Genomic DNA, 15,017 nt, shown 5'->3' on the forward strand with positions numbered 1-15,017 from the left:
GCACCACCCCATGAACGACGAGGTTCTGCAGGCCGCCGACGCCGTGGTGGCGGCGTTCGGCGAAGGCCGCCTCGACGACTACTTCGCGGCGTTCGCGCCCGACGCCACGTTCGTCTTCCACACCACCTCCGACCGGCTCAACTCGACCGCGGAGTACCGGGCGCTGTGGGACCGCTGGGTCGCCGAGGACGGCTTCCGCGTCCTGGCCTGCGCCTCCACCGACCGGCTGGTCCAACTCCTCGGCGACACCGCGGTGTTCACCCATCTGGTGAAGACCACGGTGAGCACCAGGGCCGGTGAGGAGACCACCCACGAGCGCGAGACCATCGTCTTCCGCCGTCAGACCCACGGCCACTGGCTGGCCGTACACGAACATCTCTCCGCAGCACCCGGCACGATCATGGAGACGGAACGATGAGCGAGCTTCTCGTCCTGCGCAACCACATCGACGGCGCCTACACCGACGCGGCCGACGGCGGCCGCCTGGAGGTCACCGACCCCGTCACGGGCGAGGTGTACGCGTCCTCGCCCCTGTCGGGCGCCGCCGACGTCGACGCCGCGATGGCCGCCGCCGCGGCGGCCTTCCCCGTCTGGCGCGACGCCACCCCGTCCACCCGGCAGAAGCTGCTGCTGAGGATCGCGGACGCGGTCGAGGCCCGGGCGGAGGAGATCGCGGACGCGGAGTGCCGCAACACCGGAAAGCCGCGTGCCCTCACCCTCACCGAGGAGATCGGCCCGATCGTCGACCAGATCCGGTTCTTCGCCGGTGCCGCACGGCTGCTGGAGGGCCGGTCGGCGGGCGAGTACATGGAGGGCCTGACCTCGATCATCCGGCGCGAGCCGATCGGGGTGTGTGCGCAGGTCGCGCCGTGGAACTACCCCCTGATGATGGGCGTGTGGAAGTTCGCCCCGGCCCTCGCCGCGGGCAACACCGTCGTCCTCAAGCCGTCGGACACCACCCCCGCCTCCACCGTGCTGCTCGCGGGCATCATCGGCGACATCCTGAAGGAGATGGGCCTTCCGGCCGGCATCTTCAACGTGGTGTGCGGCGACCGCGAGACCGGCCGGCTGATGGTCGAGCACCCCACCCCGGCGATGGCGGCCATCACCGGCTCGGTGCGCGCGGGCATGCAGGTCGCCGCGTCGGCCTCCAAGGACATCAAGCGGGTCCATCTGGAACTGGGCGGCAAGGCCCCGGCGGTGGTCTTCGAGGACGCCGATATCGCGGAGGCCGTGGAGGGCATCTCCCTCGCCGGATTCTTCAACGCCGGACAGGACTGCACCGCGGCCACCCGGGTGCTGGTCCACGAGTCGGTCCACGACGCGTTCGTGAGCGCGCTCGCCAAGGCCGCCGCGGCGACCAGGACGGGCGGTGGCATCGACGACGAGGAGGTGCTGTACGGGCCGTTGAACAACGCGGGCCAACTCGCCCAGGTCTCCGGCTTCATCGAGCGGCTCCCCGCACACGCCACGGTCGAGACGGGCGGCCACCGGGTCGGCGACAAGGGCTTCTTCTACGCGCCCACCGTGGTCTCCGGGCTCAGGCAGGACGACGAGATCATCCAGAACGAGGTCTTCGCCCCGGTCATCACCGTCCAGCCCTTCCGCGACGAGGCTCAGGCCGTCGCGTACGCCAACGGCGTGGAGTACGCCCTCGCCTCGTCGGTGTGGACCAAGGACCACGCCCGAGCGATGCGGATGTCCAAGGCCCTGGACTTCGGCTGCGTATGGATCAACACCCATATGATCCTCGCCGCCGAGATGCCGCACGGCGGCTACAAGAAGTCCGGCTACGGCAAGGACCTCTCCGCCTACGGGTTCGAGGACTACACCCGCGTCAAGCACGTCATGACGGCCCTCTGACGTCCGCCGCTCTTCCGGCCCTCATCACCGCGGCGTACCGATCCGGCGCGGTGATGAGGGGAAGGTGGCCACTCGCGCCGACCACCCGCCTGTGCACGAGCCGTCGCGGAAGCCTTGTTCAGCCGGCTCGGGGCCGGCCCGACTAGCCTGGTGCGACATGAGCGAGATGACACTGCGCCGGGCCCATGTCTGCGACCACGGGACCATCGTCGAGTGCGTGCGGAGCTGGTGGGGCGACTCCCGCACCCCCGAGCAGGCGCGCGAGCTGTCGCTGCTGGTGCCCAGGCTGTTTCTGCAGTTCTTCTCCGGCACCAGCCTGGTGCTGGAGGACGGGGACGGGATCAAGGCGTTCCTCGTGGGCTTCCACGCCGCGGACAACGACGACGAGGCGTACATCCACTTCGTCGGGGTCGACCCCCAACTGCGCGGGCAGGGCGTGGGCGGCAGGCTCTACACGGCCTTCTTCCAGCGCGCCGCCGAGGCGGGCCGCCGGGAGGTGCGCGCCATCACCTCGCCCGCGAACGCCGGATCCGTGGCCTTCCACCGAGCCATGGGGTTCACCGTCGAACCGGGCGATCAGGAGATCGGCGGCGTTCCCGTGCACAGCGACTACGACGGCCCCGGGCAGCACCGGGTCTGCTTCCACCGGCGGATCGCCGTTCAGCCGTAGCGGACGCGAGGGCTGGGCGGACGCGAGGGGTTGACGGTGGGGGAGTGGTGCCCTACACCGATATGGGAGCGCTCCCATAACTCCGCTGGCTCCCATGACTCATGGACCGAACCTCATGGACCGCCGAAAGGAAAGCCCATGACACGCACCAGACGTCCGCTCGCCGCCCTGATCCCCTTACTGGTGTTCCTCGCCGTCTTCGCCGTCCTCGTCCCGCTCGGCGCCGGTACGGCGCGCGCCGAGTCCAACGGCGGGGTGAAGGTCATGCCGCTGGGCGACTCGATCACCGACGGGTTCAACGTTCCGGGCGGCTACCGCGTCGGCCTGTGGCAGAAGTTCACGGCGGGCCGTTACAAGGTCGATTTCGTCGGCTCGCTCTTCAACGGCCCGGCGGGTCTTGGCGATCACGACCATGAGGGGCACTCGGGCTGGACGATCCAGCAGATCGACGACAACGTCGTCAACTGGCTGCGCGCCCAGAACCCGCACACCGTCCTGATGCACATCGGCACCAACGACATCTACGGCAGCGACCCCGCCGGGGCGCCCGCCCGCCTCTCCACCCTGATCGACCACGTCACCGCCCAGGCGCCGGACGCGGAGCTCTTCGTCGCCACCATCACCCCGCTGGGCTTCCTGGACTCGACCGTGCGGGCCTACAACGCGGCGATCCCGGGCATCGTGCAGAGCAAGGTCAACGCGGGTAAGCACGTCCATCTGGTTGACATGTACAAGGCATTGACGCCCGCGGATCTGGCCGACGGGGTGCATCCGAACGCCGGTGGCTACGACAAGATGGCCGATGTCTGGTGGAGGGCGCTGCTGTCGGTGCCGGGCAGTATCGGCACCCCCTCGTCCACCACCGCTGAGTCCACCACAGCCGGTTCCACGGCGTATGGCAACGGGTCGGCCGCACGGGCGGCATGAGTCGCATGAGCCACCCCTTTCACCGTCACAGTCCAGGAAGGACAGCCGCATGAACCACACCCCCGCGTCCGCGGGAACCACGCGCATACCCGGACGGTGCCGGAGGACACCGAGATCGATGGCCGCGGCGTTACTCGGCGGCGTACTGCCGCTGCTCGCCTCACTGTTCCTGCTGGCCCCGACCCCCGCCGCCGCGGCCTCGCTCACCGAGGTCACCGGCTTCGGCAACAACCCCAGCAACCTCCGCATGTACGAGTACGTGCCGAACAACGTCGCCGCACGGCCCGCCGTCCTCGTGGCGGTGCACTACTGCACGGGCTCGGGGCCCGCGTTCTATTCCGGCACCGAGTTCGCCTCCCTGGCGGACCGTTACGGCTTCATCGTCATCTACCCCTCCGCCACCAGAAGCGGCGCCTGCTTCGACGTCTCCTCCCCGCAGGCACTGCGCCACGACGGCGGCAGCGACCCGGTGGGCATCGTGTCGATGGTCCGCTACGCCCAGCAGCGCCACAACGCCGACCCCAACCGGGTCTATGTCACCGGCGCCTCATCGGGCGCCATGATGACCAACGTCCTGCTGGGCGACTACCCGGATGTGTTCAAGGCGGGCGCGGCGTTCGCGGGCGTGCCCTTCGGCTGCTTCGCCACCACCGACGGATCCGGCTGGAACAGCGCCTGCGCCAACGGCACCATCATCAAGACACCGCAGGCGTGGGGCGATCTCGCACGTGGGGCTTACCCCGGCTACCAGGGCGCCCGGCCGAGGATGCAGCTGTGGCACGGCACCGATGACGGCACCCTGCGCTATCCGAACTTCGGCGAGGAGATCAAGCAGTGGACCAACGTGCTCGGGGTGAGCCAGACCCCCGTCCTCACGGATCGTCCGCAGCCCACCTGGACCCGCACCCGCTACGGCGCCACGGGCAACCAGGCTCCTGTCGAGGCGATCAGCGTTCAGGGCACGGGACACTCCCTCCCGGCCGCCGGTATGGCGGCGCGGGCCATCACCTTCTTCGGCCTGGACGCCGGCTGACCTGCTGACCGGCCGAGACGACGATGAGAAAGGTGCCAAGGGGCCGGCGAAACCGGCCCCTTGGCGGCCTTCGGCGGGTGCGTGGACGGCCGGTGCCCACGGCCCGGGAGAACAACATCGTCCTCCCGTCCGCCATCCCTCCGGCGGCCGCCAGCGCCCTTGCCGTGTGGAGCCTGAGCTGGTGCTATGCCGGGTCCGCGCCTATGTTTTCCCCCTCGGGAAGGGGAGCGCGTGGACCGGAACATCCGCACGGTGGACGACGTCATGAGACTCCTGGACGGCCTCTTCGCACCGGAGGCCGACCGCTGGACGGCCGACGGTGCTTCGTGGTGGGACGGTTTCTACGCGGACCGCTCCAAGCCCGTGCCGTTCTTCGTGGCGAAGCCCGACGAGCATCTGGTGTCCTATCTCGACCGCGGCATGGCCACCCCGGGCCGGGCGCTCGACCTGGGGTGCGGCCCCGGCCGTAACGCCCTCCACCTCGCCTCCCGGGGCTTCACGGTGGACGCCGTCGACCTCTCGCCCACGGCCATCGCCTGGGCCACGGAACGCGCCCGTGAGGCCGGAGCCGGGATCCGGTTCCACTGCGGCGACGCCTTCGCGCTCACCGCGGGTGAGCTTGCCGGGCCGTACGACCTGATCTGCGACTCGGGCTGTTTCCACCATCTGCCACCGCATCGCCGGGTCAGCTACCTCGCCCTCATCGAGCGTGTCCTGGCCCCCGATGGCCATCTCGCCCTCAGCTGCTTCGCGGCGGGCGCGATGGGCTCCGAACTCCCCGATGCGTCCTTCTACCGTCAGTCCGCGCTCCACGGTGGCCTCGCCTACACACCCGAGTCCCTGCGTTGGATCTTCTCCGAGCTGACCGAGATCGAGCTGCGCCGCATGCACGACGAACCGTCCGACTCCCCGCTCTTCGGAGAGCCGTTCCTGTGGGCAGCCCTCTTCCGTCGCGCCACGGAGGCCGGGAACACCGTGGCCTGAGGGGCGGTCGGGCTCCTTGGTCGGATCGTCATGCGGGGTCCGTCGGCGGTCACCGTGTCGGGGCGGGCCCCGACACGGACACTTCGGCCGAGGCGTCGGCGTAGCCGGCGGTCCACCGCTGGTCGTTCCGGTCGTCGGCCGAGCGCAGCTCGACCTGGCTGTCGGCGTCGTCGTCCGGGGTGATGGCGAAGTCCGGTGCGATATGAGGGCGTATCAACCCCTGGCGGTCGACCGCGAACCGCAGGTTCTCGCCGTTGTCGCCCTCGGCGGAGGAGCACGGCCAGATGCCGACACCCCGGTCGGTGTCCCCACGTGAGTCCAGGCAGAAGTCGGGATCGGCCTCGGTGTGCAGCAGCCCCTCGGAGTCCAGTCGCCACCGCTGGGTGTCGGTCCCTGCGCACGGGGCCAGGACGGCGTCCGTGCGCTTCTCCAGCCGCTGGTCGCGGATGTCCAGACAGAGCCCGGAATCGGCGTTGATCACCGCCGTGTAGGTGTCACCCGGAATCGGGGCGCCGGACGGCGGTGCGGTGCTCGGGGGAGGCGTGGCGGGGGCGGTCGTGGGCGGTTCGGTCATGCCACCGGGGTTCGGCGGACGCTGTGGTCGCTTCGTCGGAGCCGGCGGATCCGTCGTCGGCCGAGCCGAAGGAGCCGAAGGGGTGGCGGTGGCGGACACGGGCGGAGGTGTGTTCGTGCCACCGGCCGGGGTCATGTCGTCCCCGCCGGACACCAGGACGGCGACCGTGGCGGCCACCGCCGCCGCGGCCGCCACCGCGATGAGCGCGGTGGTCGCGGGTCGCCGGGAGCCCGTCCAGGTCGGTCGGCGCCACCGGCCCGCGGATCCACCGTCCATCGGTGCGTCCGGCACGTCCGGCGCGATGGCAGCCCTCCCGGCGACCCCCGCGGCCATCGCGCCCTCCGCGGTCTCGACGGGGGGATAGGGCGGCGGGGGAGCGGCGACCAGGGGCGGATCCGGCTGCCGCGGCTCCGCATGCGACGGTGTCGCCGATCCCACCGAGGGCAGACCGCCGACCGGTCCAGCTGTGACATACGCCGCTCCGCCCCAGCCCAGGAGCCCGTCGGCGATCACGGTCCGGGGATCCTCGTCCATCCGTATCAGGTCGCCGTACACCCCGGCGCACGACGGGCAGGTGGACAGATGGCGGTCCAGGTCGTCGCAGCGCCGGGGGTTGTCCGGCCGTACCGCCGCCTCGATAAGGCCCCGGAAGCCCTGACAGGTCTGCTCGCCGCCACGCTCCAGATGGGTCCGCAGCCACGCCTCGCGCAGGGCGCCCCGTGCCGTCTCCCGGAGCGTGGGGACGGTATGCGGCGCCAGCCCCGCGAAGGTGGCCACCACTGTGTCGGGATCCTCGTCCACCACGCTGTACCACAGGACATCACGGGTACGCGCCGAGAGAGTGAGGAAGCCACCGAGCATGGCCGAACGCTCCCGCGGCCTCTGACGCCCGGCCTCGCCGTCCGCGGTGATACCGGAGCGGCCGAGCCACTCCGCGAACGGGGGATCGAGCCTCTCCGCCCGGTTGCCCTCCGCCCAGGTGGCGGCCACCCGCTGGACGAGCAGCAGCAGATGGTGCCGCCACGGTCCCCAGGGGTCGATGCCGCGACACGTCTCCTGTGCGGCGAGGCCGAAGGACAGGTGGGCGAGCTGGTCGGCGTCGGTCCGGGTCCTGGTGCAGAGCCGGGCGTAGGACAGCACCGCGGGCAGGTGGCGCTCCCGCAACTGCTCGGTGGCGGGTAGGGCGGTGGGCGCCCCGGAGCGGATGCGCTCGGTGAGCTCCGCGTCCGACAGTCGGGCGTACGGCCGCTGCCCGGAGGTGGCATCGGGCTCGGTTCCGTGCTGGTCGGTCACCCTCGCGACTCCTCGCGTCACCGGCAGTGAGACGAGTGCCCATAGTGGTGGAGCGCGCGGGCGCGGGTAAAGGTATCCGGCAGGAACTTCCCCCAGAGGACAATTAATTACGGTCAGTGGTGAAGCGGCTGGCGAGTTCACGCTCGAGTACCCCCGCTGGGGCCCAGGGGGGAGGCATCGATGAAAGCGCACCTCCGCGGTCGGTCGGCCGGCGGTCAGGCGCAGCTCGGGGTCGAAGTGGTCCGGCGGGGGGAGCACGCTGGTACCGATGCCGCGATCCGCCCCTCAGCGCCGCTCTCACGCACCGCGCCACGCGATGCTCTTGTCCAGCCATCCCGTGTAGGTGCCGTCCGGCAGCAGCCGGTTGAACGCGATGCGGTTGTCGTCGAGCCGTGCGAACACGAACACCGAATCGGCCTGGGAACCCACCCCCACGGCGCCGTCGGTCGTGATGTCGCCCGGCACCGTCTCCCACCCGGTGAACGCCCCGTTCGCGCCGATCCGGTTGGAGTGCACGCGTCCTTCGGTGTCGGTGGCGAACACCAGCACCTCGTCTCCGCTGCTGACCGCTGAGGGCTGAGTGCCGCTCACGAGCTCACCGGGCACCTCTTCCCAGCCCGAGAACCCCTCGTCGGCGCCGCTCCGGTTGTACAGGATACGGCCGTCGTCGTCCCTGGCGAACACATAGAGGTCGTCCCCGACGGCCGCCCCCGTCGGAGCGGTCGGGCTGCGCATGGAGAACGTCTCCGCCATGGAGGCGGACCGCACCGTGCTGGGAAGGGGCCTGACGTCCTCGACCTCCCAGAGGCCGTCGGACAGCGCGGACGGGGGGAACACGACCTCGACGCCGTCCCCCTCGTCGGTCTCCACGAGGTCCGCCTTCCGGTCGGCGATGGCTTCCGCGATCGCCTCGGCGGACTCGGTCATCATGGGGCCGGCGAGTGGGACGTTGAGCGCGGTCGGCAAGATCAGGTCGTGGATGGTGGCCGCGGCGTCATCGGATTCCCTGACCTCCTGTATCTCGTCGTGCAGGAACTGAATGGCTATACCGGGGTCCTCAGTCGCTCTGATCGCAGTCATACAACGCCTCATCGCAGGTCGAAGGCCGCCCGGAGTCAACGCACCGAGCCCGTTCGGGACTGTCGGTCGACGGCTGTTCCCAGCATGGACTCGATGCCGCTCCGGCTCGCGGTGGGCTCCGCCTTCCGGGTGGTGCCGCGACCGCCGGGCCACCCGGTGCGGATGTCGGATGGCGTGACCGTCGCCTACCGTTGGAGGCGGCCGGAGAGCCAGAGAGGCGGGCACGATGAGCACCACACCGGACACCCTCCCGCTGCCCTCGGGGGAGCGGATCCCGCTGCTCGGCCAGGGCACCTGGCACATCGGTGACGCCCCCCGGCGCCGCGCCGACGAGGTCGCGGCGCTGCGGCATGGACTCGACCTCGGGATGACGCTCGTGGACACGGCCGAGATGTACGGCAGCGGCGCTTCCGAGGAACTCGTCGGAGAGGCGATCGCCGACCGCCGTGACGAGGTCTTCCTGGTCAGCAAGGTGCTCCCCGGCCACGCCGACCGCAGTGGCACCATCGCGGCCTGTGAGGACAGCCTGCGGCGGCTTGGCACGGACCGGCTGGATCTGTACCTGCTGCACTGGCGGGGGCGGATCCCGCTGGAGGAGACTCTCGAAGCCTTCGCCGAACTGACCGGCAGCGGCAAGATCCGCCACTGGGGTGTGAGCAACTTCGACGTCTCCGATATGACAGACCTCGTCTCCACCTCCGGTGGCGACGGTGTCGCCGTCGACCAGGTGCTCTACAACCTCACCAGGCGCGGTGTCGAGTACGACCTCATGCCCTGGTGTCACCGGCGCGACATCCCCCTGATGGCCTATTCGCCCATCGAGCAGGGACGCCTGCTGCGCTCCGGTGCGCTGCGGGAGGTCGCACGGGCCCATGGCGCGACGCCCGCGCAGGTGGCGCTGGCGTGGGTGCTCAGGCAGGGGGTGGCGGCGATCCCCAAGGCCGGGCGGGTCGACCATGTCGAGGAGAACCACGCCGCGCTGGAACTCGAGCTCACCCGGGAGGACCTGGAGGCGCTGGACCGCGCCTTCCCTCCGCCCACGGGGCCCGTGCCCCTCGAGGTACTTTGAGCCCGAGATCCTCGGAGGCGTTGGGCGCACCGGCTTTACGTACGCGGGGTTTACGTGCCTGGGCCGTGATGCGGCCGCGGCGGACCTCACGTATACGGGTCGTGGTAGCGCAGCAGCACCCCGACCCCGTCCTCCAGCGACAGCTCCTCACGAGGGACCGTGATCAGCTCGGCGCCGGTGCCCACCAGGGCCCGTACCACCACGGCCCCGGCGGGCTCCTGCCGTCCGGTGTGCACGCCGAAGCTGTGGAGGTCCGGCTCCATCAGCGTGATGTGGGTGGGCTCGGGTCCCGCCCACAGCGACTCCGGAAGGTTCACAGGGCGGGTGAGCAGCAGGCAGTGGGCCTGGCCACGCTGTAGGGCGGTGATGGCGGCGGACAGCCCTTCGGAGGTGTCCGGGTGCCGGGCGCGCTGCGCCATGTAGCGGTGCGTCAAGGTCCGGTCCTGTTCGTTCACCGTGGCACGCAGCGTGTCGTTCAGCTCCGCCTCCAACAGGGCCCGGCCGGGTCCGGCCACCGGTCGTCCGCTGTCGGGCACGGTGACGACGTGCTGTTGGGTGGACTCGGGCAAATGGTTGACCAGCACGCCGCGCAACCACACGTCCTCCGCCGCGCACCGCAACACGATCGTCTCGGCATCGGTCCAGCGGCGCAGATTCTCCAGCTCGTGGGCGACCGCGAATGCGTTCGCCGGCCAGTCCCGGGCCGCGCCGATGTGGTTGTAGCGGGGCTCCGGTGCCACCCGGCTCATGGGCCACCGCCCGGCTTGGTAGTGCACCACCACATCCTCTTCCAGGTCGGTCTCCGCGAAGGCCCGGGAGAGGGCCACGGCCACATAGGGGATGTCCGGGGCGTGTTGCAGCGCCAGGGGCAGTACATCGGGGATCGAGGTGAAGCGGGCCGAATCGGCCGCCGGCGGCTCGGGGAGCTCCTCGGCCAGTCCGAGCCGTCCATGGGCGGCGAACAGGGCCTGTCCGTGCCGTCCGGACACCTCCCGGTCGCTGCCCACAGCGGTGTGCAGGGCGGAGAGGGTGGCGTTGTCCACGCCCTGGCCGGACAGCGCGTCGCGCAGGTGCCGCCAGCGCAGCTCGATCGCCTTCTCCGGATCCTCGATGTCGCGGGAGGTGTCCAGGTAGACGGCGGCCCATGGGCCGGGCCGCGCGTAGAGCGGGTCGAGAAACGACAACTTCATATGCGCTCCGTACCTTGTCGGGCGACCTGACGGGGCGGCCCGACATGAGCGGGTTTCCCTCTCAGGCCGGATGAAACCGCTCGAAATCGCTTGTTCCGGTCAGTGGCGGGGCGGGGGTCGATCTGCTCCGGGACGGGCGACTGGGTGAGCACGCGTCCGGCAGGTCCTTCCCCTGCGGCCACGCCACCCCCTCCGCGATCGCCGCGGGCCTGCTCACCGGCGCGGCACTGCTGTGCGCTCCGCGTGCCAGACGAGCGGTGGCCGCCCTGATCGGATGCCGGGGCGCGGCAGTGGGCCTGACCCGCGTCCACCTCGGTGTGCACTGGTTCAGCGATGTCATCGGCGGATGGCTCTTCGCGGCCGGCTCGTCCTGTGCGCCTGCCAGTCCCGGTGGCTGAGGCCGGGCACACCGCCGGGAGGAGAGTGATCCGGCGGTCCATTGTCGGACCCCCGCGCTACCTTGCCGCCATGACGGAATTCGTACTGGTGGCCGGTGCGTGGCTGGGGTCGTGGGCATGGGACGGGGTGGTGCCGGAGCTGCGTGCTGCCGGACACGGCGTCCATGCCCTCACGCTGTCCGGACTCGCCGAGAAGCAGGGTGTACAGGCCGGGCAGCAGACCCATGTCCAGGACATCGTCGGCGAGATCGAGCGCCTCGATCTGCGCGATGTGATCCTGGTGGGGCACAGCTATGCGGGCATCCCGGTCGGTCAGGCCGCCGAGCGCATCGGCGACCGGCTGGCCCATGTGGTGTTCGTGGACTCCAACGTTCCGGCGGACGGTGAGTCGTTCCTGTCGGCCTGGCCCGCTGGGCGGGCCAGGGTGGAGGCGTCGATGGCGGCGAACGGCGGTTTCTGGGCGCCCCTGGCGGAGGCCGATTACCACGGCCAGGGGCTCACCGAGGAGCAGATCACGCGGATCGTGGGTGCCACGCCGCATCCGGGCGCCACGCTGTCCGAGCCGGCCGTCCTGGCGCGCCCGCTCGGCGGGTTGCCGGCCACGTACATCAAGTGTCTGCTTGACGGTGCCGAGCCGACGGATGACGTGGCCGAGCTGCTGAAGAGCGAGCACTGGCGGCTGGTCGAGATGGACACCGGCCATTGGCCGATGTTCTCCCAGCCGCGCGAGCTGGCCCGGATACTGCTCCGGTGTGCCGGGGCATCGTGACTGGGCACTGACCGGGTCCCGGGCGGTGTTCGCCCGGGACCCGGTCACCCGCCTCGTGCGAGGCGGCCACGTCGTGTGCTACCGCGGCGCCGGTGCGGTCACTCGCAGCCGTACCGCCAGTTCCACCCTACGAAGGTGTGCCGCAGCTCCACATCGAAGCGGCAGCTCGCCGTCCCGTCGGCCTTCAACTGGACGTAGGAGTGGTGGGTGTTGTTGTACCAGTCGCCGGTCGGATCGAAGACACCCTGGTACGCGAAGTCGGCGTGCGCCTCGGAGTTGACCTCGGCGCAGTCGGTGACACAGTCGTCCTTCGCGGTCTGCGAGGTGAGCGACCAACCGGCGTCCCACGGCTCGCGGTTCCACTCCTGGGTGGCCGTGGTGCCGGCCGTGGTGACGCGGCCGTTCGCCGTGTCCCACGAGGAGGCGGTGTACAGGCCCGTCATCCGGATGTTGCAGCAGTCGTACATCTCGTTCCAGCCACGCAGCTGATGCCCGGCAGTGGCAGCGGTGGCGGTGCGGGCCGAGCGCGCCGATGCCGGGCCGTGCTGGACGGAGACCGGTTCCGGCTTGCAGTCGGCGCCTATGGTGATCTGGCCCGAGACGGCCTGTCCGGGCGCCGGGACGGGAAGCTCGCCGGTCAGCCGGACACCGTCACAGGACTTCGGCGCCGGGTCGGACTCCTGGGCCGTCGCCACCGTCGTACCACCCAGGAACGCCACCAGGGAGACGGCCGACACGGCCGCGATGCTCAACCGGCTATTCACTTCTCACGCCCTTTGATCCGATGCGATCCGAAACGGGCGGCGCGCCTCGGTACCGGTGCGCCGCCAGGTCACGCGGGTGATCGTAACGGCGGTCTTCCGCGGAAGCGGGGGGCGCGGGAAAGGTTGGCAGGAAGGTGGCACCGCGGCCCCGCCCGGCCGCGCACACGACATCACCCACCACGGCTGCGCTACACTTCCGGGGTCCTGTTGTCTCCGATAGAGGTGGACGTTGCGTATCTGAGGTTCGCGATCATCGCGCGGTACGGCACAAGCCGTAGCCCGTCACGTCGTAGCCGGCCTTCTCGCCGCCCGTGACCCGCGTGAATGCGACCTCGGTGCATCAGCCGTCCCTCACCCTTCGGAGGGCCGCACCCGATTTCCCGGCTTGGTCGCCGCGTGGTGCTCGCATACGTAGCCCCTTTTCACAGCGCTTGCGAATGCGAGAACACCATGGCTACATCCCCCACCCCCAGCGCCTCCGTGACCTGCTCGGGCGTGTCCTTCCAGTGGCCGGACGGCACGAGCGTCTTCGACGGGCTCTCGCTCGGCATCGGACGGGGCCGCACCGGCCTCGTCGGCACCAACGGCAGCGGCAAGTCCACCCTGCTTCGGCTGATCGCGGGCCGGCTGCGCCCCGCGCAGGGGTCGGTGACCGTCGGCGGCAGCCTCGCCTACCTTCCGCAGAACATCACCCTCGACACCACCCTCCGCGTCGACCAGGCCCTGGGCATCGCCGAGCGGCGCGCCGCCCTGAGCGCCATCGAGGCCGGAGACGTCGACGAGGCCCACTTCGAGACGATCGGCGACGACTGGGACGTCGAGGAGCGGGCCCTGGCGACACTGGGCTCACTCGGGCTCGGCGATGTCGAACTGGACCGCACGGTCGGCCATCTCTCCGGCGGGGAGACCGTACTGCTGCGCCTGGCCGCCCTGCTCCTGGAGCGCCCCGGCGTCCTGCTGCTCGACGAACCCACCAACAACCTCGACCTGTTCGCGCGGCGGCGGCTCTACGACGCCGTCGACTCCTGGCGCTCCGGTGTGCTGGTCGTGGTCAGCCACGACCGGGAGCTGCTGGAGCGGGTGGACCGCATCGCCGAACTGCGGTCCGGGTCGGTGACCTGGTACGGCGGCGGCTGGTCCGCCTACCGGGAGGCGCTGGCCACCCAGCAGGAGGCGGCCGCGCGAATGCTGCGGGTCGCCGAGGCGGATGTGCGTCGGCAAAAACGCGAACTGGAGGAGACCCACATCAAACTGGCACGCCGTCAGCGCAACAGCAAGAAGATGGACGTCGAGCGGCGGGCCCCGAGAATCGTCGCCGGTGCCCGCAAGCGGTCCGCGCAGGAGTCGGCCGGAAAGCTCCGCGACCTGCAGGAAGACCGCCTCCACGAGGCGCGTGAGCGGCGTGAGGATGCCGCCGAGGCGGTCCGCGACGACGCCGAGATCCGGGTGAGCCTGCCGCACACCGCCGTGCCCGCGGGCCGCACCGTGCTCAGCCTGAGTGAACTGCGCCCCCGGTACGGCGCGCTGCGCGAGGCCACCCTCCATGTGCAGGGGCCCGAGCGCATCGCGCTGGTGGGACGCAACGGAGCGGGCAAGACCACACTGCTGCGCACCCTCACCGGCCAGCTCGCCCCGCTGTCCGGGGAGGCGAGGACGTTCGTGCCGCTGCGGTTCCTCCCCCAGCGGCTGGATGTGCTGGACGACGAGCTGAGCGTGGCGGCGAACGTGGCGTCCCGGGCGCCCGGGATCACCGACAACCAGATCCGCTCCCAGCTCGCGCGCTTCCTGTTCAAGGGGGCGCGGGCGGAACAGCCGGCCGGCACCCTCTCGGGTGGCGAGCGTTTCCGGGCCGCCCTCGCGGCCACCATGCTCGCCGCACCGGCCCCGCAGCTGCTGCTGCTCGACGAGCCGACCAACAACCTCGACATGGCCAGTGCGCGGCAGCTGACGAGCGCGCTGGACTCCTACGAGGGCGCGCTCGTGGTCTCCAGCCACGATCTGCCGTTCCTGGAATCCATCGGCATCACCCGGTGGTTGCTGGTCGGCGAGGAGCTGCGGGAGACCGGCGCCGACGAGGTCCGGGATCTGCTCGAGGAGTCATCCGCGACGCAGGGGAGCGACTGAGACCGGCCCGGGCGGGCGGCCCGCGTGGCCACCCGCCCGGGCACCACCCCGACAGGCGTGGCCACCTGCCCGGCCGCCCCGCCTCTCCTGCCTGTACACGAAATTCGCGGCAGCGAAATCAGGATCTGGAGTCCGCGCAGGTTAAGGCGCATTCAAGGTTGACTCATGCGCCCCGGCATACCTTCGGCAGCGATCTCTTTCACCTGAGATATATGAACATTTAACAGAGGGGGGAGGAGGTGGCAACGCCACCGATGTCTGCGCGTCTGGCGAGAATCA

The 15,017-nt window shown here is 70.6% G+C and carries 13 protein-coding genes and 1 pseudogene; 10 read left to right on the forward strand and 4 right to left on the reverse strand.

The features are described from left to right. Window positions 1-10 precede the first annotated feature (10 nt). From ACFYOY_RS27720 to ACFYOY_RS27745, 6 genes and pseudogenes are all read left to right on the forward strand, one after another. Window positions 11-418: a nuclear transport factor 2 family protein gene (locus tag ACFYOY_RS27720; RefSeq protein ID WP_351884822.1), complete on the forward strand. Its 408-nt coding sequence runs from the start codon at window positions 11-13 to the stop codon at window positions 416-418. Continuing rightward, entirely contained in the window at window positions 415-1,863 is a 1,449-nt protein-coding gene (locus ACFYOY_RS27725) for a gamma-aminobutyraldehyde dehydrogenase (protein ID WP_388590274.1), read from the forward strand. Before ACFYOY_RS27720 ends, ACFYOY_RS27725 begins: the two co-directional genes overlap by 4 nt. A gap of 157 nt (window positions 1,864-2,020) precedes the next feature. Beyond that, on the forward strand, window positions 2,021-2,533 hold the full coding sequence (locus ACFYOY_RS27730) for a GNAT family N-acetyltransferase (RefSeq protein WP_388590276.1): 513 nt from the start codon (window positions 2,021-2,023) through the stop codon (window positions 2,531-2,533). 138 nt (window positions 2,534-2,671) lie between these two features. Then, complete coding sequence (locus ACFYOY_RS27735; RefSeq protein ID WP_388590278.1) at window positions 2,672-3,460, forward strand: SGNH/GDSL hydrolase family protein; 789 nt, start codon at window positions 2,672-2,674, stop codon at window positions 3,458-3,460. Between the two features lie 118 nt (window positions 3,461-3,578). After that, a pseudogene (locus tag ACFYOY_RS27740) lies at window positions 3,579-4,490 on the forward strand (alpha/beta hydrolase family esterase); the annotation flags it as partial. A gap of 234 nt (window positions 4,491-4,724) precedes the next feature. After that, the gene (locus ACFYOY_RS27745; protein ID WP_351884834.1) at window positions 4,725-5,477 is read left to right on the forward strand and encodes a class I SAM-dependent methyltransferase; all 753 of its coding nucleotides are present in this window, start codon (window positions 4,725-4,727) and stop codon (window positions 5,475-5,477) included. Between the two features lie 49 nt (window positions 5,478-5,526). Here the strand turns inward: ACFYOY_RS27745 and ACFYOY_RS27750 are convergent, their stop codons facing one another. Together ACFYOY_RS27750 and ACFYOY_RS27755 are read right to left on the reverse strand one after the other, a co-directional pair. Further along, entirely contained in the window at window positions 5,527-7,344 is a 1,818-nt protein-coding gene (locus tag ACFYOY_RS27750; protein WP_388590280.1) for a ricin-type beta-trefoil lectin domain protein, read from the reverse strand. 297 nt (window positions 7,345-7,641) lie between these two features. Continuing rightward, window positions 7,642-8,424 (reverse strand): hypothetical protein, encoded by a 783-nt coding sequence (locus tag ACFYOY_RS27755; protein WP_351884840.1) that lies wholly within the window; start codon window positions 8,422-8,424, stop codon window positions 7,642-7,644. A 226-nt stretch (window positions 8,425-8,650) separates the two neighbouring features. Between ACFYOY_RS27755 and ACFYOY_RS27760 the strand changes: the two genes are divergently transcribed. Beyond that, complete coding sequence (locus tag ACFYOY_RS27760) at window positions 8,651-9,493, forward strand: aldo/keto reductase (protein ID WP_388590282.1); 843 nt, start codon at window positions 8,651-8,653, stop codon at window positions 9,491-9,493. Between the two features lie 86 nt (window positions 9,494-9,579). On the opposite strand, the gene ACFYOY_RS27765 is transcribed toward ACFYOY_RS27760, so the two are convergent. After that, window positions 9,580-10,683 carry a hypothetical protein gene (locus ACFYOY_RS27765; RefSeq protein ID WP_351884846.1) on the reverse strand — a complete coding sequence of 368 codons (1,104 nt, stop codon included), beginning with the start codon at window positions 10,681-10,683 and terminating at the stop codon, window positions 9,580-9,582. A gap of 209 nt (window positions 10,684-10,892) precedes the next feature. On the opposite strand from ACFYOY_RS27765, the gene ACFYOY_RS27770 reads away from it, so the two are divergent. Together ACFYOY_RS27770 and ACFYOY_RS27775 are read left to right on the forward strand one after the other, a co-directional pair. Beyond that, window positions 10,893-11,081: a phosphatase PAP2 family protein gene (locus ACFYOY_RS27770; RefSeq protein ID WP_351885592.1), complete on the forward strand. Its 189-nt coding sequence runs from the start codon at window positions 10,893-10,895 to the stop codon at window positions 11,079-11,081. Window positions 11,082-11,151: 70 nt separating this feature from the next. Beyond that, window positions 11,152-11,850, forward strand: coding sequence for an alpha/beta hydrolase (locus ACFYOY_RS27775; protein WP_351884849.1), 699 nt, complete (start codon window positions 11,152-11,154; stop codon window positions 11,848-11,850). A gap of 98 nt (window positions 11,851-11,948) precedes the next feature. On the opposite strand, the gene ACFYOY_RS27780 is transcribed toward ACFYOY_RS27775, so the two are convergent. Beyond that, window positions 11,949-12,602 (reverse strand): hypothetical protein, encoded by a 654-nt coding sequence (locus ACFYOY_RS27780; RefSeq protein ID WP_351884852.1) that lies wholly within the window; start codon window positions 12,600-12,602, stop codon window positions 11,949-11,951. 462 nt (window positions 12,603-13,064) lie between these two features. On the opposite strand from ACFYOY_RS27780, the gene ACFYOY_RS27785 reads away from it, so the two are divergent. Continuing rightward, window positions 13,065-14,738 (forward strand): ATP-binding cassette domain-containing protein, encoded by a 1,674-nt coding sequence (locus ACFYOY_RS27785; RefSeq protein ID WP_351884854.1) that lies wholly within the window; start codon window positions 13,065-13,067, stop codon window positions 14,736-14,738. The last annotated feature ends 279 nt before the right edge of the window (window positions 14,739-15,017 follow it).

Source organism: Streptomyces sp. NPDC007875 (genome assembly GCF_042868035.1).
GTDB classification, from domain to species: Bacteria; Actinomycetota; Actinomycetes; order Streptomycetales; family Streptomycetaceae; genus Streptomyces; species Streptomyces antimycoticus.